This is a genomic window from Rhizobium sp. RM (assembly GCF_013390595.1).
Taxonomy (GTDB): Bacteria; Pseudomonadota; Alphaproteobacteria; order Rhizobiales; family Rhizobiaceae; genus Agrobacterium.
Genome location: NZ_JACAWV010000022.1, coordinates 874,832 through 897,354, shown reverse-complemented (window position 1 = coordinate 897,354; position 22,523 = coordinate 874,832). Strand labels below are relative to the sequence as shown.

Here is a 22,523-nt window from a genome sequence, read left to right as displayed (position 1 = left end):
TCAGTATTTTATGCAGTTTAATTGACTTTCGTCCTCGGAACATATAGAGAACATCGCATGAGAAAGTCAATCAAAGAGCGGCTTGCCATTCTTTCGGACGCAGCGAAGTACGATGCGTCTTGTGCGTCCAGTGGCACCACGAAACGAAACTCTTCCGCAAGCGGCGGTCTTGGCTCTACAGAAGGTTCGGGCATCTGCCACGCTTATGCGCCAGATGGTCGATGCATCTCCCTGTTGAAAATCCTGCTGACCAATTTCTGTATCTACGATTGCGCCTATTGCATCAATCGCTCCTCAAGCAATGTCGAGCGGGCACGCTTTACCGTCGAGGAGGTCGTCTGGTTGACGCTGGAGTTCTATCGGCGAAACTACATCGAGGGTCTTTTTTTATCCTCCGGCATCATTCGCTCGTCTGACCATACGATGGAAGAACTGGTGCGTGTCGCACGCGAATTGAGAGTAACGCATGGATTTCGCGGTTACATCCATCTGAAATCCATTCCGGAAGCGTCTGCGCATCTCGTGGAAGAAGCCGGACTTTACGCCGACCGTCTGTCGATTAATATCGAGCTTCCCACCGATAGCGGTATCGGCAAATTCGCGCCGGAGAAACATCCCAACAATATCCGACGGTCGATGGCCGATATTCGCCTCAAGATCGAAGAGGCGGGTGAGCCGACGCTGAAAAGCAAGCGTGTCAAAAAGTTTGCTCCCGCAGGGCAAAGCACGCAGATGATTGTTGGCGCCGATGGTGCGGATGACGGCACCATTCTTTCAACAAGTGCGCGACTCTATGGCAGCTATGGTTTGCGACGTGTCTATTATTCAGCCTTCAGCCCGATCCCTGATTCGTCGAAAAACCTGCCGTTGATCAAGCCGCCACTGATGCGGGAGCACAGGCTGTACCAGGCTGATTGGCTTTACCGATTTTACGGCTTCGATGTCGGCGAAATTACCTCCACACAAAAGAATGGGATGCTGGACCTCGACATCGACCCGAAGCTCGCTTGGGCGCTCGGCAATCGGCAGTCGTTTCCAGTGGATGTGAACAAGGCTGATCGAGAGCTTTTGCTGCGAGTTCCGGGGTTTGGCGTCAAAACCGTCAATTCAATCCTGTCATCCCGGAGATTTCGCCGGCTGCGGCTCGAGGATATCGGACGCTTTGGCGCTTCCTTGAAAAAGGTGAAGGCGTTTGTGATGGCAGATGGGTGGGTGCCGGGAAAGCTGACGGAACGCCCAGATCTGCGTGCCATGTTCGCGCCGCAGCCGGAACAATTGTCGTTGTTGTAATGTACAGGATCGTTCTGGAGGGCCGGGGAGATTTTGCCGAGTGGCGCAATGCCGCGCGTGCCTGTCTTCTGGCCGGTATTTCACCAGCCCAGATAGACTGGCGATGTCGTGACGATAGCGCGGATTTGTTTGGTTTTGACGAGGGCTCCGTTTTACCCGCAGCGACAGGTTCAGCATCTTTCAGTGTTCCCTCTGCATTCGTGCCGCTTGCCGAGGCCGTCATCTGTCACAGTGATCGTGCCCGGTTTGCTCTGCTCTATCGTTTGTTATGGCGGTTGCGTGACGATCGGGCACTTCTGCAATTCAAGTCCGACCCGGATGTCGTTGACGCCCGGTACATGGAAAAATCCGTCCGTCGCGACAGTCACAAGATGACGGCCTTTGTCCGGTTCAAGGAAGTGCCCATGGCTGAAGAGGAGGTCGGGCGACGGCGGTTTATTGCATGGTTTGAGCCGGATCACTTCATTGTCGAGCGCAAGGCCGATTTTTTCCAACGGCGGTTCACAGACATGGATTGGCTGATTGCAACCCCGAAGGGATATGCCCAATGGGATGGAGAGACGTTGAAGACGTCGCGGGAGGCGGCAGAAAAACCCGATCTATCTGATGAAGCGGATGAACTCTGGCGGACCTATTACGCCAATATTTTCAATCCGGCCCGATTGAAGATCAAGGCTATGACGGCGGAGATGCCAAAGAAATATTGGAAAAACCTGCCTGAGGCAGCGCTTATTCCGGATCTGATCCTCAGTGCGGAGACACGTGTTCTGAAGATGGCGGCGAAAGCCGCCAGCGAACCCCAACCATTCCATCACCGGCTCCAGACGGCACGAGCAAACATGCCCGCACCAGAATTGCCCGATGCCAACAGCCTCGAGGGATTGAGGGACAAGGCGAAGGGCTGCACGCTTTGTCCGCTTCATTGCAAAGCTACGCAAACTGTCTTTGGTGAGGGACCGGCGCATGCCGACGTGATGATCGTTGGTGAGCAGCCGGGTGATCACGAAGATCTGGCTGGCAGGCCTTTTGTCGGCCCGGCAGGAAAGGTATTTGATCAGACGCTGGCGGTTGTCGGAATGGAACGCTCGAAACTTTATGTCACCAATGCCGTCAAGCACTTCAAATATGAAAGCCGTGGCAAGAAGCGTATCCACCAGCGTCCGGACGCCGGAGAGGTGCAGCGATGCAGGTCGTGGCTGACGCGGGAAATCGATCTCGTTCAGCCGAAGCTGATTGTCGCAATGGGCGCCACGGCGGTTTTCGCTCTGACGGGAATGAAAGAAAAACTGTCAGATCTGCGTGGCAAGCCAATGCCGATGGATGGTGGCAGATTGCTGTTCATCACCGTGCATCCATCCTATCTGCTACGCATCCCAGACAGCGCGAAGCGCTATGAAGAACTCCAAAGATTTCAAGATGATATGACAAGCATCAGGCGGCTGGTTGATACCGGCATTGTCGTCTGATTGTTCTGTGCTGTTTCACTTCGTCACTCTTCGATGTGTGCCTTGGCGTAGATCTTTCTGGCAATCGCGGCAAGAAGCAACAATGTGACCGATGCCAATAGGCAGCAGGCCGCGAAACCAAGAGAAAAGCCGTTTCGGGCAATATCCAACCAGGCTTGCTGACCAGTCACTCCCATTGCCTTTGCGGTCTCCACCGCACCCGCGAGCGTGGATGAGACCGCAGTGGCCTGATCTTCGCTCAGGCTCGACAGATCGGTGTTGCTCAGGGACATACGATAAATAACGGTGCCGAGGCTGCCGAGCAGCGCCACCCCCAAGGCACCGCCGAATTCCGCACTGGTTTCGGAGATTGCTGATGCGGAACCCGCCCGTTCAGGTGGGGCGGTTCCGACGATAAGCCCTGTTGTGGTGAGAATGACCGGGACGAAACCAAGGCCGATCAGCGTACTGGCGCCAAGAATGCCGTAAATCGACTGGCTATATGCGGCAATGGCCATGACGGCCGTGCCCAAGGCGTTGATGACAAGGCCGATCAGCACAGTATTGACCGCACCAAGCCTATTGGTGAACCGGTAGGCTTGCAGCGACATGATGGTGAAAACCAGCGCAGAGGGCAGTGACCAGATGGCTGCGGAAAGCGGTGTCAAATCGAGGACAAGCTGCAAATAGAGGTTCTGGTAGAGAAAGACGCCGAAGACGAAAAAAACGCCAGCGAGATTAACGACCAGAGAGGCGTTGAAAGCCGGAATGCGAAAGAGCTGCAGGTCTATCAGCGGATGCTCAAGCCGTTTTTGCCGCCGCAGGAAGACGGTGCCGAAGCAGAGGCCAATCACGATGGCGAGCAACTGATCTGCTTGAAACCCATAAGCTGCCATATGTTTGAAGCCGTAAATGACCGGCAGAACCGTTGCAAGTGAAAGAACGACGCTCAGGAGGTCGATCGATGCACCCTCGCTGTTTTTGTATTCCGGCAACAGGAACGGGGCGACGGCGAGAAGCGCCAACATAATCGGAATATTGATAAGGAACACAGCGCCCCAGTGAAAATATTGCAGCAGGAAGCCGCCAATCAGCGGGCCGATCACGCCCCCAAGCGCGAAGGCGGTGCCCCAGATACCGATGGCACGGTTGCGTTCGGCCTCACTCCTGAACATGTTGACGATAAGCGAGAGCGTGGAAGGCGCAATCGTCGCGCCGGCGATACCGAGAAGTGCCCGCGAAATGATGAGCTGCTGAGATGTGGAAGAAAACGCGGCGAGTGCAGACGCGATGCCAAAGGCGAAGGCGCCGATCAACAGGACGCGACGGCGGCCGATACGGTCACCCAGCGTGCCCATGGTCACGAGAAACCCGGCGACCATGAAGCCGTAAATGTCGTTGATCCACAGAAGCTCTGACGCGGATGGGTCGAGATCAGCGACGATTGCTGGGATCGCAAGAAACAGTACCGACAGGTCCATCGAATAGATCAGGCAGGCGATAGACAGCACAAAGAGACCGATCCATTCGCGTCTTCCTGCCAGCTCTTCTTCCAGTGTCGCTTCCATCCTCTGGCCTTCCCGTGCGCACGAAGAGTTCATTGAAACTGCGAAAACGAGCAAAGGTCAAAATAGATGCCTGAACGACAACGGCATTGGTCGACGCGCCGGTGATGTGGTGCGCTTTACATTGTTATCGCTGCAGGACAACCTCATCCAATCGGTCGAAGTTCTGCTCGTTGGCAGCAGCGATAAACTTTTTGATTTCCAGGTTTTCATCTGTCGCGTCAAACAGCATTCGCCAGTTCAGCAATGTGCCGTCTTCCTGTTCCATAAAGTCGATTTCCATCGTGTAAACGTGCATCGGCTCGTGATGCAGGAAGACGATGCGTGCCGGTGCCGTGATCTCCTGAAACGTGGAAGTGTTGTGGAAATCGGTGCCATTGGACGCCGTCATGGTGATCTGCCACGTGCCTCCGGGCCTGAAATCGAAGGCGCCAATCGTGTTGGTGAAGCCATGTGGCCCCCACCATTGCGCCAACAGTTCGGGCTCCGAGAAAGCCCGAAACAGCGTTTCGCGATCGACGTCAAACAGCCGCTCGTTCAGAACTTCCATTTTGTCCGTCATATACGCCTCCATCCATCAGGGCTTCCATTGTTTTGCCGAGCCGATCGGCAAACTCTGGACAAAACAAAACCGGCCAACATTGCTGCTGGCCGGTTTCTTATATCACAGTCGCTCAGAAGTAGCTTTGCAGCGGCTTCACTTCCAGATTGCCGGCCTTGAGAGCCTTGATCGCCAGTGCGGCGGCTTCGGCGCCAGCCATGGTGGTGTAGTAGGGCACCTTCTGCATCAGCGTGGCGCGACGCAGCGACTTGGAGTCGGAGATCGCCTTGTTGCTGTCGGTGGTGTTGATGACGAGCTGAACCTGACGGTTACGGATGGCGTCCTCGATATGCGGACGGCCTTCCTGCACCTTGTTGATCTTCTCGGCATTGATGCCCTGCTCGGCGAGGAAGCGTTGCGTGCCGCCGGTCGCCAGAACCTTGAAGCCGATCTCAACGAGAATGCGGATCGCCGGCAGAACGCGTTCCTTGTCCTCGTCACGCACCGATACGAACACTGCACCAGAACGTGGCAGGTCGACGCCTGCACCGAGCTGGCTCTTCGCGAATGCCAGTGCGAAGTCGGTGTCGAGACCGATAACTTCACCCGTGGAGCGCATTTCCGGTCCAAGTAGGATATCGACGCCGGGGAAGCGCGCGAACGGGAATACGGCCTCCTTGACGGCAATATGCTTCAGGTTGCGCGGATCTGGCTTTTCGCCATAAGCAGCAATCGCCGGATCGAGCTTTTCACCAGCCATGACGCGGGCGGCGATCTTGGCGATCGGTGCGCCGATGGTCTTGGCGACGAAAGGCACCGTACGCGAGGCGCGCGGGTTGACCTCCAGGACGTAGATCGTGCCGTCCTTGATGGCGTACTGAACGTTCATCAGGCCGCCGACATTCAATGCCTTGGCAAGAGCTGTCGTCTGGCGCTCCAGTTCGTCCACAATCTCCTTCGACAGAGAGCGAACCGGAAGCGAGCAGGCGGAGTCACCGGAATGGATGCCGGCTTCTTCGATGTGTTCCATGATGCCGGATACGAAGACGCTTTCGCCATCGCACAGTGCGTCGACGTCAACTTCAACAGCGTTCGTCAGGTAGCTATCGAACAGCAGCGGGTTCTTGCCAAGCAGGGTGTTGATCTGGCCGGTCTTGTCGTTCGGGTAGCGCTGCTTGATATCTTCCGGAACGAGGCCCGGAACCGTATCCAGCAGGTAGGTCTGGAGCTGGCCTTCCGAATGAATGATCTGCATGGCGCGGCCACCGAGAACGTAGGATGGGCGAACCACCAGCGGGAAGCCGATTTCGGAAGCAACGAGGCGAGCCTGCTCAACCGAGTAAGCAATGCCGTTGTTCGGCTGGGCGAGGTCCAGCTTCATCAGCAGCTTCTGGAAGCGGTCGCGGTCTTCGGCGAGGTCGATCATGTCGGGCGCGGTGCCGAGGATCGGGATACCGTTCTTCTCGAGTGCCTCGGCCAGTTTCAGTGGCGTCTGGCCACCGAACTGAACGATCACGCCAACGAGTTCACCCTTTTCCTGTTCGGCGCGCATGATTTCGATGACGTCTTCCGCAGTCAGCGGCTCGAAATACAGACGGTCGGAGGTGTCGTAGTCCGTCGAGACCGTTTCCGGGTTGCAGTTGATCATGATGGCTTCGAAGCCTGCGTCCTTCAGGGCGAAGGCAGCATGGCAGCAGCAATAGTCGAACTCGATGCCCTGGCCGATACGGTTCGGACCACCACCGAGGATCACGACTTTCTTGCGATCCGAAACCTGAGCTTCCGAGCGCAACGCGCCGACGAACGGCGTTTCGTAGGTCGAATACATGTAGGCGGTCGGCGAGGCAAACTCGGCAGCGCAGGTGTCGATGCGCTTGAAGACCGGGCGGACGTTCAGGCTGTTGCGCAGTTCGGCAACTTCCTTCGGGCGCTTGCTGGTCAGGCTTGCCAGGCGGGCATCGGAGAAGCCCATGGCCTTCAGCATACGCAGGTTTTCTGCGTCGGTCGGCAGGCCATGTTCGCGAATACGCGCTTCCGTGTCGACGATTGCCTTGAACTGGGCGATGAACCACGGATCGATCTTGGAGTTCTCGTGCACTTCCTCTTCGGTCATGCCCATGCGCAGTGCCTGAGCGACCATGCGCAGGCGATCCGGGGTCGGTGTGCCGATGGCCGCGCGAATGGCGTTCTTGGAGCCTTCGCCTTCTTCGTAGCCGGGGATTTCGATCTCATCGAGACCGGTCAGGCCGGTTTCCATACCGCGCAGTGCCTTCTGCAGCGATTCTGCGAAGGTACGGCCGATTGCCATGACTTCACCGACCGACTTCATGGCGGTGGTCAGGATCGGAGAGGCGCCAGGGAACTTTTCGAAGGCGAAACGCGGGATCTTGGTGACCACGTAGTCAATGGACGGTTCGAACGAAGCAGGGGTTGCACCACCGGTGATGTCGTTTTCGAGTTCGTCCAGCGTGTAGCCAATGGCCAGCTTCGCAGCGATCTTGGCAATCGGGAAGCCGGTTGCCTTGGAGGCGAGAGCCGAGGAGCGCGACACGCGCGGGTTCATTTCGATGACGACCAGGCGGCCGTCCTTCGGGTTGACGGCGAACTGGACGTTCGATCCGCCGGTTTCAACGCCAATCTCGCGCAGCACCGCAATCGAGGCGTTACGCATGATCTGGTATTCCTTGTCCGTCAACGTGAGGGCAGGAGCTACCGTGATGGAGTCGCCGGTGTGGACACCCATCGGGTCGATGTTTTCGATCGAGCAGATGATGATGCAGTTGTCCGCCTTGTCGCGGACCACTTCCATTTCATATTCCTTCCAGCCGAGAACCGATTCTTCGACCAGAACTTCGGTGGTGGGCGATGCGTCGAGACCGCCGGAAACGATGTCGAAGAATTCCGAGCGGTTGTAGGCAATGCCGCCGCCGGTGCCGCCAAGCGTGAAGGACGGGCGGATGATGGCCGGCAGACCGACGTGGTCGATCGCCTGTGCTGCAATTGCCATGGCGTGTGCCATGTAACGCTGCTTGCGATCGGTTTCGCCGAGGTTCCACTGGTTTTCAAGGTCGTCAAGCGCCTTGTCCAGGTCCGTGCCGGAAAGCTTGGCTTTCAGTTCCGAACGGGCTGCTTCATGCTTTTTGCGGTCGGCGTCCTTGATCTCGGTGGCATTGGCCAGCATCGAGCGCGGGGTTTCAAGGCCAATTCTCGCCATGGCCTCGCGGAACAGAGCGCGGTCTTCAGCCATATCGATGGCTTCCGGCTTGGCGCCGATCATTTCGACGTTGTAGCGGTCGAGAACGCCCATGCGCTTCAGGGAGAGGGCAGTGTTGAGAGCCGTCTGGCCGCCCATCGTTGGCAGAAGCGCGTCCGGGCGCTCCTTGGCAATGATCTTCGCCACGACTTCCGGTGTGATCGGCTCGACATAGGTTGCGTCAGCAAGACCCGGGTCGGTCATGATCGTTGCCGGGTTGGAGTTGACGAGGATGACGCGGTAGCCTTCCTCCTTCAGAGCCTTACAGGCCTGCGTGCCGGAATAGTCGAATTCACATGCCTGACCGATAACAATCGGTCCAGCGCCGATGATAAGAATGGACTTGATATCTTGGCGCTTCGGCATGGGCTCTCGTTCCGTTTTTTTGTTGCGCAAAAATCGGCCATGGTGAGATTTCACCGGCCGGGCGCGCAACTTCAAATGTTTTCAGGCTAGAAGCGGCTTATAGGCAAATGTTTTTGAGAACGGAACCCCATAAATTCCGGAATCGACAGAAACTCTTAATATATCGGTACACGGTCTGCGTAGCGCGCCAGCGCCTGGGCGCTGTAGGACCGACTGACGGGTATTTCCGAACCGTCCCGGGTCACGATGAAAAGGCGTCCGGCCTGTTTTTTCAGCGACATCACATCCGCATCTGAAATCCAGTGAGATCGGTGAACCTGCAATCCCTTCGCATTGCCCACTTCGCGCAGCGCATCTGCAAAAGGCAGAAGAACGAGTTGATGCCCGCGCGTGGTTACAACATCCGTATAGTGATCCTGGACTGATAACCGTAGCAATTCGGCTCTATTTTGCGCATCATGCAGAGTGTATATCGTGGTGGCGGGAGCTTTCACATTCGTCCCGGGGCGTATAATGCACGCTGCCGTTTTTGGTTCAGGTCCAGTGGATTTCATGTCCTTGCTTCCTGTCGTCATCATCTTCGCGTTTTTCTGTTTTGCCGTCTGGTACCAGCGTCCCCACGCGATATGACGCAAGACACCGTCTCCTCTGCTGTCTTCGGGAACAAGATGCGTTATAGTATCGTTGTTCAGCGGTTATTGAGGCGGTCTTCGCCGGGAGAAAAGCATGGAATGGAGAGGGCGCCGCCAGTCAGACAATATTGAAGACAGGCGCGGAATGTCGGCTGGGTCGGGTTCATCGGGTGGCGATCCGTTTGGGCGAGGTGGATTGCGCGTGCCGGTTGGCCGGCGCGGTGGCGGTATCGGGATCGGCGGTATTCTGCTTATTCTGCTGATAAGCTGGGTGCTTGGCATCAACCCGCTGACGCTGCTTTCAGGCGGTGATGTTTCTCTTGATGGCGGCAGTACGACGCAACAGACCGGTACGCGGCCGCAGGGCCAGTCGTCCGATGACACGACCGCGTTCGTTCGGACGGTTCTTGCCGAAACCGAGGACACCTGGAGCGGTATTTTCCAGTCTGCCGGTGAAACCTACGAGAAGCCAACACTGGTGCTCTTTTCTGGGCAGGTGTCGTCGGCTTGCGGTTATGCATCGGCAGCAAGCGGGCCATTCTATTGCCCGACGGACCGCAAGGTCTATCTCGACACCAGTTTCTTCAAGGAACTCGATCAGCGTTTCGGAGCGTCCGGCGACTTTGCGCAGGCGTATGTGATTGCCCATGAGGTTGGTCACCATGTGCAAAACCTGACCGGCGTGTTGCCGGAATTCAATCGTCGCCGTCAGTCGATGAGCCAGGTCGATGCCAACCGCATGTCGGTCCGCGTTGAACTTCAGGCGGACTGCTACGCGGGTATCTGGGGTAAGTTCACCGAGCAGAAGGGCATTCTGGAGACCGGCGATCTGGAAGAGGCGCTCAATGCCGCTCACCAGATCGGTGACGACACGTTGCAGAAGCAGACGCAGGGTTATGTGGTACCGGACAGCTTCAACCACGGTACATCGGCCCAACGCGCGGAATGGTTCAAGCGTGGTTTCCAGAACGGTCGTGTCGAGGATTGTGATACATTCTCGGCCGATATCTGACCAAGATACAGAAAGGGGCCATTCGGCCCCTTTTCTTTACCGGATCAACAGCGCCACAACGTACATGCCGAGTGCGAAGATGGTGTGGGCAACCAGGTTCAGGAAACGGACCTTGTTAGGATTGGGTGTTTTCGAGGCTGCCCAGCCGATGCCAAGGCCGGGCTGCAGCAGGAACCAGCCAGCGCCGACGGTTATGATGCCAACGATCCAGGGCAGGAGGAAAGTCGGGTTCGCGAACCACGACGCCGGAACCACGAGCGCCAGAATGATGCCGTAGAGGATGCCTACGGCGTAGTGTGAAATCCAGCCGAGCGTCAGCTCGTGTTCATAAGGCGCGGCATTGGCGATGCTGTCATGGAAGACCCTGCCTTTCGGCACATGCCAGAACCAGCGGCCGACGGGTGCCCAGTTTGGTGCCGGCTGGCCGAAAAATCGGTGCAGGACAATCGCCCAGATGTCCATGAAGACGGTTCCGCCAATCCCCATCAACACGCCGCGCCACAACACTTCAAACATGCGTTTCCTCCATCAACGTCTACCTCTCCTGTCTACAGGAGAGTCTTGGGGCAGAAGAGAGTTTTCCCGACACAGTTGAAATAAAAATGGCCGGATCACTCCGGCCATTCCTTTGTCTCATGCGTCTTTTTTACGCTGCGCGCCCATAGCTGGAGGCGGAGCCGTAACGTTCGGCTTCCAGCTTGAACTGTGCCAGCAGCTCATTGAGGGCGGCCGCTTCTGTGGCCAGGCCGTGGCTTGCCGCCGTCTGCTCTTCGACCATGGCGGCATTCTGCTGCGTGCCCTGGTCGATGGTGTTGATGGCGGTATTGATTTCCTGAAGACCTGTCGACTGTTCGCGCGAGGCGGTAACGATCGCGTTGATGTGCCGGTTGATTTCCTGCACTTCGCGGACGATCGTTTCCAAGGCCTTTCCAGCGTTGCCGACCAGGTCGACACCAGACTGGACCTGCGATGTCGATGTGTTGATCAGCGTCTTGATTTCCTTCGCCGCATTGGCGGAACGCTGCGCAAGTTCGCGGACTTCCTGAGCCACGACAGCGAAGCCTTTGCCGGCCTCGCCAGCGCGTGCGGCTTCAACGCCGGCATTCAGAGCCAGAAGGTTGGTCTGGAAGGCGATATCGTCGATCACGCCAATGATCTTGGAGATTTCCGACGACGAGCTTTCGATGCCTTCCATAGCCCGAACAGCATCGCCGACGATCACGCCGGATTGTTCGGCATTGTTGCGGGTGCGCTCGACCAGGCGACCGACTTCCTCCGCACGGTGTGCGGAATCCTTGACTGTGGTGGTGATTTCTTCCAGTGCCGCAGCGGTTTCTTCAACAGAGGCAGCCTGCTGTTCGGTGCGCCGCGCCAGATCGTCGGCCGACTGGCGGATCTCAGTGGCACCGGCATCAATGGCGCGGGCATTCTGGCCGACAGTGATCAGCGCCGCGTTCAGCTTGGCGACGGAGTTATTGAAGTCGCTGCGCAAACGGTCGATACGCGTTACGAATGGCGTCTGGATGCGGTAATTAAGGTCGCCTTCCGACAGATGTGCAAGGCCTGTTGCCAGGGCATCGACTGCGAACTGAATGTCCTGTGCGTCCTTGGCCGCCAGTCTTTCGCGCTCGTTGCGTTCCTGCTCGGAGAGATTGCGGGTGTGCTTGGCATTGTCCTCAAGGCGCAGGCGTTCAAGGGCGTTAGAGCGGAACACTGCAACGGCGGCTGCCATGGAGCCGATCTGATCGGTTCGTTCCTGACCTGGAATGGCAGCGTCGAGGTTGCCGGCTGCAAGGCCTTCCATCGCTGCGGTCATCTGCGTGACCGGACGGATGACGATCCTGCTGAGCAGGGTGGCCAGCAGGCCGATCATGACGACAACGGCCAGGATCGTTGCGACAGTGGCCGCAATGCGGAACTGTCCAATCGCGCTATAGGCAAGATCGGAGTCGACAACGAAGCCAAGATACCATTCGACAGACGGCAGACCGGCAACAGGAATGAAGCTGGTGATCTTGCCCTTGCCGTCAATATCGGTTTCCGAGATTGCCGAGGAAATTGCCGGCGTATTGACTTTGAAGAGATCGGTCATCGGCTTGCCGACGAATTTCGCATCCGGGTGGATCAGGATTTTGCCATCCTTGCTGACGAGGAAGGCATAACCATCCGTGCCGGCGTCGACTGACTTGATCATCGTAACGAGCGTGTCGAGCGAGAAGTCGCTGCCGGTCACGCCTGCAAGCGTACCGTTGATGTTCACGGGCACCGCCGCCGTAATGATGAGACCGCCGGTCGAGGCGTCGGCGTATGGTTCGGTCAGTACCGGCTTGCCAGCCTTGACCGCATCCGAATACCAGGGGCGCTTGCGCGGGTCGTAGTCAGCCGGCAGTGGCTGTGCGGGCCATGTGGTGAACTTGCCGCTCGATGCGTCACCGAAGTAGGTGGACATGAACTGGCCGGTCAGTACATCGTTTTGCAGGAACTGTACCTTGGCGCCATCGTCGGTCAGCTTGCCAAGTGTCTTGGCGACCGTGTCGGTCAGCATGATGCGACCATTCAGCCAGTTCGCGATGCTTTGTGAGGCCTGCTTTCCGGAGGACTCAATGTTCTCGGCTACGGAATTGGTCGTGACCTTGCGCTGCAAGCTATCGATGTAGGCCGAAAAACCCGCAAAAGCGGCGACGACAAGAAGGGACGCTGCAAGCAGAATGCGCGTCATCAGATTGGATTTTTTCGACAAGCTACACGTCCTTGGGGGCGAATGCGCACGTAAGGGCGCCTCTGGAAACGTTGGGGAAACATGCCTGGAAGGCAGGGGCGCTCTGCGTCATGCAGCCGAGCTTGATACGCGTTCAAGCGGTAATCGAACTGATAATGTAAATTAGTAAAATTCAGTTAAATTTGATTTTTTCCAAGTTTACGTCCGAATAGATCAAGTTTTTTGCTGTTTTGCATAAATTTTAATCGTGGATTGGTGCGCTTGCGCGCAGGAAGCGAATATTTTATTCATCGAGCTTTGATCGTCTCCGAAAATATGGCGACGGCTACCAGTCGGGTGAATTTAAATGTCTTCGTCGGTTATGACAGAGTCCGTTCGTTCTGGAACGGGTTCGTGGTTCTCGCATTTTCGGGCTACGCTAGCGCTGGGCATTCCGCTCATCGGTGCGCAGCTCGCACAGCTTGGCATCCATACGACCGACATGGTGATCGTCGGTCAGCTCGGTGCGGAAAAGCTGGCGGCCATGGTGCTTGCCGGGCAGTTCTATTTCGTTGTCTTCATTTTCGGTTCCGGCTTCTCCGTGGCCGTCGTGCCGATGGTGGCCCAGGCCTACGGGCAGGGCGATGCGACGGCTGCGCGCCGGTCGCTGCGCATGGGGATGTGGGTGGCTATCGCCTACTGGTTTTTGTCCTTGCCGATCTTTTTCAATGCCGAGCGGATTTTGATCGCCCTCGGCCAGAATCCTGCTGTGGCGGCCCTGACGGGACATTATCTCGCCATCGCGCAATTTGCGCTTCTGCCGGCCCTGCTTTTTTATGTTCTGCGCGGGCTCGTCAGCGCGATCGGCCGGGCGGGTATCATTCTCTATGTCACTATCATCATGCTGGTGATAAACGGCGTGTTTGCCTACGCGCTGGTTCTTGGCCATTTCGGTCTTCCGGCACTTGGCATGAACGGGGCTGCCGTCGTTGCCGTCATCGTCAACGCTTTCAGTTTTATCTTTATCGTCGGTTACGTGCAGACGCGTGACGAGACGCGGCAATATGAACTGTTTGTCCGCTTCTGGAGGCCGGACTGGCACGCTTTGTGGGAAGTGCTGCGTCTCGGGCTGCCCATCAGCATCACCATCCTTGCCGAGGTGACGCTGTTTGCTGCGGCTTCGATCCTCATGGGGCAAATCGGCACTGTCGAACTGGCTGCCCACGGCATCGCGCTTCAACTGGCGTCCATCGCCTTCATGATCCCGCTTGGTCTGTCTCAGGCGGCGACGGTCAGGGTCGGGATTGCACGTGGCCAGCGCGATTATACCGCTCTGGTGCGGGCGGCGGTGACTGTTTATGTCATTGCCTGTGCGATTGCATTGTGCGGCGGTATCCTGTTTGCAATGGCTCCGCAGTTCCTCGCGCAGTGGTTCCTCGACGCGAAATTGCCAGAAGCGCCTGAGGTGCTTGCCTATGCCAGCGGGCTTGTGGTGATTGCCGGTGTGTTTCAGCTTGTCGACGGTATTCAGGCGGTTGCCGCCGGTCTCCTTAGGGGACTGAAGGATGCCCGTATCCCGGCAATGCTGGCACTGGTTTCCTATTGGCCAATCGGGCTGGCGCTGGCCTGGACCATGGCTTTTCCATTCGGGCTCGGCGGGCGGGGCATCTGGTTCGGCTTTCTGATCGGCCTATCGACCGCCGCCATTCTGCTGACGATCCGGTTTGTCATTCTGGTAAAGCATGAAATGAAAACGGCCCGCTAAAAGCGGGCCGTTTCTGATTTCATGATTTGATCGATCCGGATCAACGCTCTGCGAGTGCCGGTTCGCCCTTCTTCTCACGCAGCAGGTTGACGAAGCGACGGAACAGGTAGTGGCTGTCCTGCGGGCCGGGCGAAGCTTCGGGATGATGCTGAACCGAGAAGACCGGCTTGCCAACGATGCGCAGGCCGCAATTGGTGCCGTCGAACAGGGAGATGTGAGTCTCTTCAATGCCGTCAGGCAGAGATTTCGTGTCGACCGCGAAGCCGTGGTTCATGGAAACGATTTCCACCTTGCCGGTGGTGAAGTCCTTGACCGGGTGGTTCGCGCCGTGGTGACCCTGATGCATCTTCTCGGTCTTGGCGCCAACGGCGAGGCCGAGCATCTGGTGGCCAAGGCAGATACCGAAGATCGGCAATTCGCTCTTGATGAGGTTCTGGATGACCGGAACGGCATATTCGCCGGTTGCGGCCGGGTCGCCAGGGCCGTTGGAGAGGAATACGCCATCCGGCTTCAGAGCCAGAATGTCTTCTGCCGAGGTCTGTGCCGGAACAACCGTGACCTTGCAATCAAGGCCGGCGAAGAGGCGCAGGATGTTGCGCTTCACACCGAAATCGACGCAGACGACGTGATACTTGGCATCGGCTTCACCGAGCGTGCCGTAACCCTGGTTCCAGACCCATGGGGTTTCCGTCCATGTGGATGACTGGCCGGAGGTTGCTTCGATCGCGAGGTCGAGGCCAACAAGACCGCTCCAGGCCTTCGCTTCAGCCTTCAAGGCTTCGATATCGAAAACGCCGTTCGGGTCATGGGCGATGACGGCGTTCGGTGCGCCGTGCTCACGAATCCAGGCTGTCAGGGCGCGCGTATCGATGCCGCAAAGGCCGATGACGCCGCGTGCCTTCAGCCATGCATCGAGATGCTTGACGGCGCGGAAGTTGGAAGGATCGGTGATGTCAGCCTTGAAGATCACGCCAACTGCGCCGCGACGAGCGGCTGGCGTCAGGTCTTCGATGTCTTCTTCGTTGGTGCCGACATTGCCGATATGCGGGAAGGTGAAGGTAACGATCTGGCCGAGGTAAGAAGGATCAGTAAGGATTTCTTCGTAGCCGGTCAGAGCCGTGTTGAAGCAGACTTCAGCCTGCACCTTGCCGGTTGCGCCGATACCGGTTCCCTCGATCACTGTGCCATCGGCAAGAACAAGCATTGCGGTTGGTTTGCGGGTAGTCCAGGGAGCTGTCTCGGTCATCTCGTTCCGTTTCTGCCGCTTCGCACCCCGCCTCTTGAAAGGCAGGGGGTAAGTGGCCATTTTTGGTCGCAGGCAAGGGCGCGCGAAAACCTCGCGTTTCAACCCTTCGTTAAAATCTCGTGCAGGTGCCGGAAAATAACGAAAGGAGCCCACGCGGTCAACCGTAGGCTCACGATTCACGCGGATTTAAACCCTCGTGTTTTCAAGGTCTTACGCAATTGATTTGCCGGGCCTTGTTTGCTCGTTTATGTCGTTCCAAAAAATAAGGCGGAAAGTTCGTGCGCCACACGGCGCAAAATATGCTTTCCCAAGGAGAAGAAGAAATGATGCGCGACGTGTTCGCAAATGCTTTGAAGGACGCTCTGAAGGCGCGTGATTCCAGACGTACGTCCACCGTGCGACTGATCCAGGCCGCCATCAAGGATCGTGATATCGCCAATCGCGGCGTGGGCAAGGACCCTGTCAGCGATGACGAAATCATGCAAATCCTGACCAAGATGGTCAAGCAGCGCGAAGAATCGGCCAATATCTATGACGGTGCCGGTCGCGCCGAACTGGCCGCGCAGGAGCGCGAAGAGATCGTCATCATCAAGGAATTCATGCCGGAGGAAATTCCGGCGGAGAAGGTCCGTGAACTCTGCCAGGCTGTTATCGCCGAGACGGGTGCTGCTGGTCTGCGCGACATGGGCAAATGCATGAATGCGCTCAAGGAGCGTTACCCTGGGCAGATCGACTTTGCGAAGGCTTCCGGCGTCGTGAAGGACCTTTTGAAGTAACGTTACTTCAAGCTCAAAAAAATAAAGGCAGGGCAGATGTGGGCTGCCCTGCCTTTTTTCTGCTGGCGCTCTGCGCTCCGGCGGATAAAGAGCACTGTCTGTCGCAGGTAATTTTTCGGGGGACGTACCTGCTTCGCCAGCAGCTAAGTAACGCTGCCTGTATGTGAGGTTTTACCGCGGGGTTCCCGCACGCTCAAATTACAAAAACATAATTTTTGCCGATGTTGCGCCGCCACAAATTCGCCGGATGCCAGAGCAAAGGCGAAGCGGCCCTGGTTTTTGCTGCCTGTGAATAGCGGGAATTCTTTATCTTAAAGTTTGGTATCGGTGCCGTTGTGCGCTTATATGAAAGACTGGCCTCGAACAGGTAACCCATGCGCTTTTCCAATTCTTTTCTCGATGAGATTCGCGACCGCGTGCACATCTCCGATGTGATTGGGCGTCGTGTGTCCTGGGACAAGAAGAAGACCAATACCTCGCGCGGTGACTATTGGGCATGCTGCCCGTTTCATGGGGAAAAGAGCCCGAGTTTTCACTGTGAAGACCGCAAGGGCCGTTACCATTGTTTCGGATGCGGCGTTTCCGGCGATCATTTTCGGTTCCTCACCGACCTTGAGGGCCTGAGCTTTCCCGAGGCGGTGCAGCAGATTGCCGACATGGCGGGCATTGCGATGCCGCAACCGGATTTGCAGGCGGAGCGACGCGAACGCGAGCGCACCTCCCTGCAGGATGTCATGGAAATGGCGACGCTGTTCTTTCAGGATCAGCTCCAGACGTCGGCGGGGGCGCGGGCAAGGGCCTATCTGCGCGATCGTGGCTTGACGGGACGCACGATTGAAACCTTCCGTCTGGGGTATGCGCCGGAAAGCCGGAATGCCTTGAAGGAGCATCTTGCCAGCAAGGGTGTGTCGAAAGAGCAGATGGAGGCCTGCGGCCTTGTCGTGCACGAGAATGTACCGGTTTCCTACGACCGTTTCCGTGACCGCATCATGTTCCCGATCCTCTCCTCACGGGAAAAGGTCATTGCGTTCGGTGGCCGCGCGATGGCCGCAGATGCGCTGGCGAAGTATCTCAACTCCAACGAGACGGAACTCTTCCACAAGGGCAACGTCCTTTACAATTTCGCCCGTGCGCGCCGCGCCTCTCAGGCCGCCGGTGGCACGGTGATCGCCGTTGAAGGTTATATGGACGTCATTGCGCTCTATCAGGCGGGCGTTGAAAACGCCGTTGCTCCGCTTGGCACTGCGCTGACCGAGAACCAGCTCGAATTGCTCTGGAAAATGTCGCCACAGCCGATCCTGTGCTTCGATGGTGATGGCGCCGGTATCCGCGCTGCCAATCGCGCAGCCGATCTGGCTCTGCCACATATCAAACCAGACCGTTCCGTGAGCTTTGCCCTTTTGCCTGACGGCAAGGACCCGGATGATCTTGTGAAGCTGGAGGGCCGGGCGCCTTTTGATAGGGTGCTTTCCGAAGCAAAGCCGCTGGCGGCGATGATCTGGAGCCGTGAAACGTCGTCGGTAACCTTTGATACGCCTGAAAAACGTGCCCAGCTTGAAAACCGTTTGCGGCAGATCGTGGCCGTCATTGCCGACGAGGCGGTGCGTCGCTTTTACCAGCAGGATATGCGCGATCGGTTGAGCGCGTTCTTCCAGCCGCGTTTTCAGCAAGGTGGAAACGCCGGCAACACATTCCGCCGCAACGGCGGTGCGGGTGGTTCGGGTCGAGGTTTCCAGCGCGGCGCTGGCGGTAGGGGTGGCGCCATGACTGCGCCTACAAGTTCGATTTCCGACAGGCTGGTACAATCCGGCCTGGTCAAGGGATACCAGACGAAGCCGTCGCTGCGTGAAAGCGTGCTGGCCATTACCATCGTCAACCATCCGGAACTCCTGCTGGAAGAATATGACGAGATTGCCGCCATCGATTTCGAAAACCGCGATCTTCAAAGGCTTTGGTCGGCGGTTCTGACCTATGCGGCCGAAAGCGCTGCGGACATCTCGCGAGCCGGTCTGGTGGAGCGTCTGGGGCAGCAGGATTTCGAACCGCTGTTGAAGACAATGGATCAACAGGTTCGCAATGCGCGTCTGTGGACGGCGACCGAGCAGGCGGCGCTTGAGGACGCTCGCGAGGGATATGTTCAGGCGCTGTCCCTGCACAAGCGGACCAAGTCTCTTCTCTGGCAGAAGCGGGAACTGGAGCGCGAGATTGCCGAAGCAACGGATGACGAGCGCGGCACACTTCTTGTGCGTGCACTTGCCGAAGTTCAGCTTGAAATTGGTCGTATGGAAAATCAGGAGGCGATTATCGACGGGTTCGGTGTCATGTCTGGCCGCGTCAAGGGGCCGGCTTTCGGGCATGGTTGAGTGAGAGCGTCGAACCGGGAAATCGAATTGGAGGCGCGAGTGGGGTTGCCTTTTGCGGCAGGCATCCTAAATAGGGGATAGTCTGGTGATAACCCGCAAAATGCGGCCTTTTTCGGAATTTCCGTGCCTGTCTTGCCCTCAGAGGCTTGACGGGGCGAAAAATAGCGGGAATCACCGTTTCAGGAAAATAAGATGGATTGGGCCTTGGTGGATCGAAATTGCATGAGCAAGCATTTCCAGATGCACTGTCTTTGCATTCTGCCAGCGGCTGCCGTGGTTAATCGGCAATTAAAGATCACTCCGTTAGGTGTTTGACAGTGATTCGCGGCAAACAGTCGAATGCCCCACGGGCAGACGGCGCAGCGGCGAAGCAGGTGTTAGCGTCAGGGAAAGCGACGAGATAGATGGCAACCAAAGTCAAAGAAAACGAAGAAGCAGAAAACGAACGCGACGGTGCGACGGATGGTCCGCTTCTCGATCTTTCGGATGACGCGGTCAAGAAGATGATCAAGGCCGCCAAGAAGCGCGGCTATGTGACCATGGACGAGTTGAACTCCGTCCTGCCCTCGGAAGAGGTGACGTCCGAACAGATCGAAGACACGATGGCAATGCTGTCCGATATGGGCATCAACGTTATCGAGGATGAAGAAGCGGAAGAAGCTGGCGGCAACGACAGCGACGACGATTCCGACAGCGATGATTCCGAGGGCGGCGAACTCGCGCCTTCCGGTGGCACCGCACTTGCAACGGCCAAGAAAAAAGAACCGACCGACCGTACCGACGATCCGGTGCGCATGTACCTGCGCGAAATGGGTTCTGTCGAGCTTCTGTCGCGCGAAGGTGAAATCGCCATCGCAAAGCGCATCGAGGCCGGCCGCGAGACGATGATTTCGGGCCTTTGCGAAAGCCCGCTGACGTTCCAGGCGCTGATTATCTGGCGTGACGAGTTGAACGAAGGCACGACGCTGCTGCGTGAGATCATCGATCTCGAAACGACCTATTCCGGTCCGGAAGCCAAGGCTGCACCGCAGTTCCAGAGCCCGGAAAAGATCGAAGCCGACCGCAAGGCGGCTGAAGAGAAGGAAAAGACGCGCAAGTTGCGTGCGCCTTCCGGTGATGAGGATGTGACTGACGTCGGTGGCGACGGTCTTCCGCCTGAAGAGGAAGAAGAAGACGACGACGAGTCGAACCTGTCGCTGGCCGCGATGGAAGCGGAACTGCGCCCGCAGGTCATGGAAACGCTGGATACCATTGCCGATACCTACAAGAAGCTGCGCAAGCTTCAGGATCAGCAGGTTGAAGCACGTCTGGCTTGCACGGGCACGCTGTCTTCCGGTCAGGAGCGCCGCTACAAGGAACTGAAGGATCAGCTTATCACGGCGGTTAAGTCGCTGTCGCTGAACCAGAACCGTATCGATTCGCTCGTTGAGCAGCTCTACGACATTTCCAAGCGTCTGATGCAGAACGAAGGCCGCCTGTTGCGTCTGGCTGAGTCCTACGGCGTGAAGCGTGACAGCTTCCTCGAGCAGTATCACGGTGCCGAGCTTGATCCGAACTGGATGAAGTCGATTACCAACCTCGCTGCTCGCGGCTGGAAAGAATTCGCCCGCGAAGAAAGCAACACGATCCGCGAGATCCGTCAGGAGATCCAGAACCTGTCGACTGAAACCGGCATTTCCATCGCCGAGTTCCGTCGTATCGTTTCCATGGTGCAGAAGGGCGAACGCGAAGCCCGTATCGCCAAGAAGGAAATGGTAGAGGCCAACCTCCGCCTCGTGATCTCGATCGCCAAGAAGTACACCAACCGTGGTCTGCAGTTCCTCGATCTTATCCAGGAAGGCAACATCGGCCTGATGAAGGCGGTGGACAAGTTCGAATACCGTCGCGGTTACAAGTTCTCGACCTATGCGACATGGTGGATTCGTCAGGCGATCACCCGTTCGATTGCCGACCAGGCGCGCACGATCCGTATTCCTGTGCACATGATCGAAACAATCAACAAGATCGTTCGTACATCGCGCCAGATGCTGCACGAGATCGGTCGCGAGCCGACGCCGGAAGAACTGGCTGAAAAGCTGGCCATGCCGCTTGAGAAGGTGCGCAAGGTCCTGAAGATCGCCAAGGAGCCGATCTCGCTCGAAACGCCTGTGGGTGACGAAGAAGATTCGCATCTCGGGGATTTCATCGAGGACAAGAACGCGCTTCTGCCGATCGATGCGGCTATCCAGGCCAATCTGCGTGAAACGACGACCCGCGTTCTAGCGTCGCTGACGCCGCGTGAAGAACGCGTTCTGCGCATGCGCTTCGGTATCGGTATGAACACCGACCACACGCTCGAAGAAGTCGGCCAGCAGTTCTCGGTGACGCGCGAACGTATCCGTCAGATCGAGGCGAAGGCGCTGCGCAAGCTGAAACATCCGAGCCGCTCCAGAAAGCTGCGCAGCTTCCTGGACAGCTAAGCGTTACGCTTCTCGTAAAATTGAACCCGGTCAGATTGTCTGGCCGGGTTTTTTGTTTCGCGCACTGGCGAACTTCGTGACAAGGCTTATGTGTAGAGCCGTACTGGATTTGGACGTGAGCGATGCAAGAAACTGTGCCCGCAAGCAAAAGGCGCGTAGGAGGGTGGGCAATACCGGCCTCCGTGCTGCTGCATCTGCTTGTCGTTGGTGCGTTCTTTTTTCAGCTGCCTGAACGGATGGCCGAACCGCAGGAGCCGGAAAGCATCAGCGTCGATCTCGTGCCGCCTCCTGAAGAACCGAAGGCCGAGGAAGAAAAAAAGCCCGAAGAGCCGAAGCCGCCTGCAGAAGAGCAGGCCAAGGAAAATCCTCCTCCGCCACCGCCTGCACCCACGCCGCCCGCGCCAGCGATGCAGCCTTCTATCGCCGTCAGGCCCGAGATGACGCAGCTCGATCCCGTCGACAAGCCTGGTAAGACGGAAGAGAAGGAAAAGACATCGACTGCTGAGGAGACAGATACCGCAGGGGGCGAACCGGACAGCCAGCCTGAGCCGACAGCCAAACAGCAGGACACGGCAGCACAGGAAGCCGAAGAGAGCAATCTTGCCGCACAGGCGGACGATGGGGAGATCGTGGCGTCACTGACGCCGAACGAGGCTGCTCCACCAGACAAGCCACCGGTATCGCAACCGAAGCCAGCCGAAGAAAAACCTGCTGCCGAGGCGGCAAAAGGAAATTCTGACGCGCTTCCTGCCGCAGAAAGCCTGTTGTCGTCCGCGATGCTGACGCGAGATCAACGCCGGCAGATCTTTGGTGAATTGCCACCGCGACGCCGAATAGTCCAGCTATGTCGCAGCGAGGCGATAGCGCAGGTTCAGAATGCGGGATTTCCAATCGAAGGGATCGTCGCCTATTCCGACACGGGTGGCCTGATTTCAGGAAACAAGCTCGATGCCACGGGCGGCGCTTTCAACGTCGGCAGCAAATGGCACGATATCTCGTTCCAGTGCGAAGTGGACATGGACAATTACGCGGTCACGGGCTTCCGCTTCAAGATCGGCAATGAGCTTTCGGAGCCCGACGCCAAAAAGCGCGGTTTTGCGACCCTGCGATGA

Annotated in this window: 15 protein-coding genes and 1 pseudogene; 8 read left to right on the top strand and 8 right to left on the bottom strand. The window is 57.4% G+C overall.

The genetic code is table 11. The features are described 5' to 3' along the window. Positions 1-57 precede the first annotated feature (57 nt). Complete coding sequence (locus tag HWX89_RS20895; protein ID WP_138791055.1) at positions 58-1,290, top strand: putative DNA modification/repair radical SAM protein; 1,233 nt, start codon at positions 58-60, stop codon at positions 1,288-1,290. After that, the gene (locus HWX89_RS20890) at positions 1,290-2,756 is read left to right on the top strand and encodes a UdgX family uracil-DNA binding protein (RefSeq protein WP_138791054.1); all 1,467 of its coding nucleotides are present in this window, start codon (positions 1,290-1,292) and stop codon (positions 2,754-2,756) included. The genes HWX89_RS20895 and HWX89_RS20890 overlap by 1 nt, the downstream gene beginning before the upstream one ends. 23 nt (positions 2,757-2,779) lie before the next feature. Here HWX89_RS20890 and HWX89_RS20885 read toward each other — a convergent pair whose 3' ends face one another. From HWX89_RS20885 to HWX89_RS20870, 4 genes and pseudogenes are all read right to left on the bottom strand, one after another. Further along, positions 2,780-4,303, bottom strand: coding sequence for an MFS transporter (locus HWX89_RS20885; RefSeq protein WP_138791053.1), 1,524 nt, complete (start codon positions 4,301-4,303; stop codon positions 2,780-2,782). A 124-nt stretch (positions 4,304-4,427) separates the two neighbouring features. Further along, positions 4,428-4,862 (bottom strand): SRPBCC domain-containing protein, encoded by a 435-nt coding sequence (locus HWX89_RS20880; protein WP_138791052.1) that lies wholly within the window; start codon positions 4,860-4,862, stop codon positions 4,428-4,430. 112 nt (positions 4,863-4,974) lie between these two features. Further along, positions 4,975-8,460 (bottom strand): carbamoyl-phosphate synthase large subunit, encoded by a 3,486-nt coding sequence (gene carB, locus HWX89_RS20875; RefSeq protein ID WP_138791051.1) that lies wholly within the window; start codon positions 8,458-8,460, stop codon positions 4,975-4,977. A gap of 155 nt (positions 8,461-8,615) precedes the next feature. Beyond that, positions 8,616-8,912, bottom strand: a pseudogene (locus HWX89_RS20870) (LytTR family DNA-binding domain-containing protein); the annotation flags it as partial. Positions 8,913-9,186: 274 nt separating this feature from the next. Here HWX89_RS20870 and ypfJ point away from each other — a divergent pair. Then, a complete protein-coding gene (ypfJ, locus tag HWX89_RS20865) occupies positions 9,187-10,104 on the top strand; it encodes a KPN_02809 family neutral zinc metallopeptidase (RefSeq protein ID WP_138791049.1) in 918 nt (305 codons plus the stop codon). A 36-nt stretch (positions 10,105-10,140) separates the two neighbouring features. On the opposite strand, the gene HWX89_RS20860 is transcribed toward ypfJ, so the two are convergent. Both HWX89_RS20860 and mcpU read right to left on the bottom strand, forming a co-directional pair. After that, positions 10,141-10,620, bottom strand: coding sequence for a DUF2938 domain-containing protein (locus HWX89_RS20860; protein ID WP_138791048.1), 480 nt, complete (start codon positions 10,618-10,620; stop codon positions 10,141-10,143). Positions 10,621-10,750: 130 nt separating this feature from the next. Beyond that, the gene (gene mcpU / locus HWX89_RS20855; RefSeq protein ID WP_138791047.1) at positions 10,751-12,844 is read right to left on the bottom strand and encodes a methyl-accepting chemotaxis protein McpU; all 2,094 of its coding nucleotides are present in this window, start codon (positions 12,842-12,844) and stop codon (positions 10,751-10,753) included. 325 nt (positions 12,845-13,169) lie between these two features. Here mcpU and HWX89_RS20850 point away from each other — a divergent pair, with 325 nt between their 5' ends. Further along, positions 13,170-14,567 (top strand): MATE family efflux transporter, encoded by a 1,398-nt coding sequence (locus HWX89_RS20850; protein WP_138791046.1) that lies wholly within the window; start codon positions 13,170-13,172, stop codon positions 14,565-14,567. 40 nt (positions 14,568-14,607) lie between these two features. Here HWX89_RS20850 and carA read toward each other — a convergent pair whose 3' ends face one another. Continuing rightward, a complete protein-coding gene (gene carA, locus HWX89_RS20845; protein WP_138791045.1) occupies positions 14,608-15,813 on the bottom strand; it encodes a glutamine-hydrolyzing carbamoyl-phosphate synthase small subunit in 1,206 nt (401 codons plus the stop codon). A 326-nt stretch (positions 15,814-16,139) separates the two neighbouring features. Between carA and HWX89_RS20840 the strand changes: the two genes are divergently transcribed. Continuing rightward, entirely contained in the window at positions 16,140-16,589 is a 450-nt protein-coding gene (locus tag HWX89_RS20840; protein ID WP_178340888.1) for a GatB/YqeY domain-containing protein, read from the top strand. A 193-nt stretch (positions 16,590-16,782) separates the two neighbouring features. On the opposite strand, the gene HWX89_RS20835 is transcribed toward HWX89_RS20840, so the two are convergent. Beyond that, entirely contained in the window at positions 16,783-16,965 is a 183-nt protein-coding gene (locus HWX89_RS20835; protein WP_138791043.1) for a hypothetical protein, read from the bottom strand. On the opposite strand from HWX89_RS20835, the gene dnaG reads away from it, so the two are divergent. The 3 genes from dnaG to HWX89_RS20820 all read left to right on the top strand — a co-directional run bounded on the left by dnaG (position 16,964) and on the right by HWX89_RS20820 (position 22,523). After that, positions 16,964-18,952, top strand: a complete 1,989-nt coding sequence (gene dnaG, locus HWX89_RS20830; protein WP_138791042.1) for a DNA primase — start codon at positions 16,964-16,966, stop codon at positions 18,950-18,952. The two genes, HWX89_RS20835 and dnaG, sit on opposite strands and share 2 nt — an antisense overlap. 404 nt (positions 18,953-19,356) lie before the next feature. Further along, positions 19,357-21,411, top strand: a complete 2,055-nt coding sequence (rpoD, locus tag HWX89_RS20825) for an RNA polymerase sigma factor RpoD (RefSeq protein ID WP_138791041.1) — start codon at positions 19,357-19,359, stop codon at positions 21,409-21,411. A 170-nt stretch (positions 21,412-21,581) separates the two neighbouring features. Next, positions 21,582-22,523: a DUF930 domain-containing protein gene (locus HWX89_RS20820; RefSeq protein ID WP_138791389.1), complete on the top strand. Its 942-nt coding sequence runs from the start codon at positions 21,582-21,584 to the stop codon at positions 22,521-22,523.

Coding starts and splice junctions, on each gene's coding strand:
- HWX89_RS20895 (WP_138791055.1), top strand. CDS start 58: ATGAGAAAGTCAATCAAAGAGCGGCTTGCCATTCTTTCGGACGCAGCG.
- HWX89_RS20890 (WP_138791054.1), top strand. CDS start 1,290: ATGTACAGGATCGTTCTGGAGGGCCGGGGAGATTTTGCCGAGTGGCGC.
- HWX89_RS20885 (WP_138791053.1), bottom strand. CDS start 4,303: ATGGAAGCGACACTGGAAGAAGAGCTGGCAGGAAGACGCGAATGGATC.
- HWX89_RS20880 (WP_138791052.1), bottom strand. CDS start 4,862: ATGACGGACAAAATGGAAGTTCTGAACGAGCGGCTGTTTGACGTCGAT.
- carB (WP_138791051.1), bottom strand. CDS start 8,460: ATGCCGAAGCGCCAAGATATCAAGTCCATTCTTATCATCGGCGCTGGA.
- ypfJ (WP_138791049.1), top strand. CDS start 9,187: ATGGAATGGAGAGGGCGCCGCCAGTCAGACAATATTGAAGACAGGCGC.
- HWX89_RS20860 (WP_138791048.1), bottom strand. CDS start 10,620: ATGTTTGAAGTGTTGTGGCGCGGCGTGTTGATGGGGATTGGCGGAACC.
- HWX89_RS20850 (WP_138791046.1), top strand. CDS start 13,170: ATGTCTTCGTCGGTTATGACAGAGTCCGTTCGTTCTGGAACGGGTTCG.
- carA (WP_138791045.1), bottom strand. CDS start 15,813: ATGACCGAGACAGCTCCCTGGACTACCCGCAAACCAACCGCAATGCTT.
- HWX89_RS20840 (WP_178340888.1), top strand. CDS start 16,140: ATGCGCGACGTGTTCGCAAATGCTTTGAAGGACGCTCTGAAGGCGCGT.
- dnaG (WP_138791042.1), top strand. CDS start 16,964: ATGCGCTTTTCCAATTCTTTTCTCGATGAGATTCGCGACCGCGTGCAC.
- HWX89_RS20835 (WP_138791043.1), bottom strand. CDS start 16,965: ATGGGTTACCTGTTCGAGGCCAGTCTTTCATATAAGCGCACAACGGCA.
- rpoD (WP_138791041.1), top strand. CDS start 19,357: ATGGCAACCAAAGTCAAAGAAAACGAAGAAGCAGAAAACGAACGCGAC.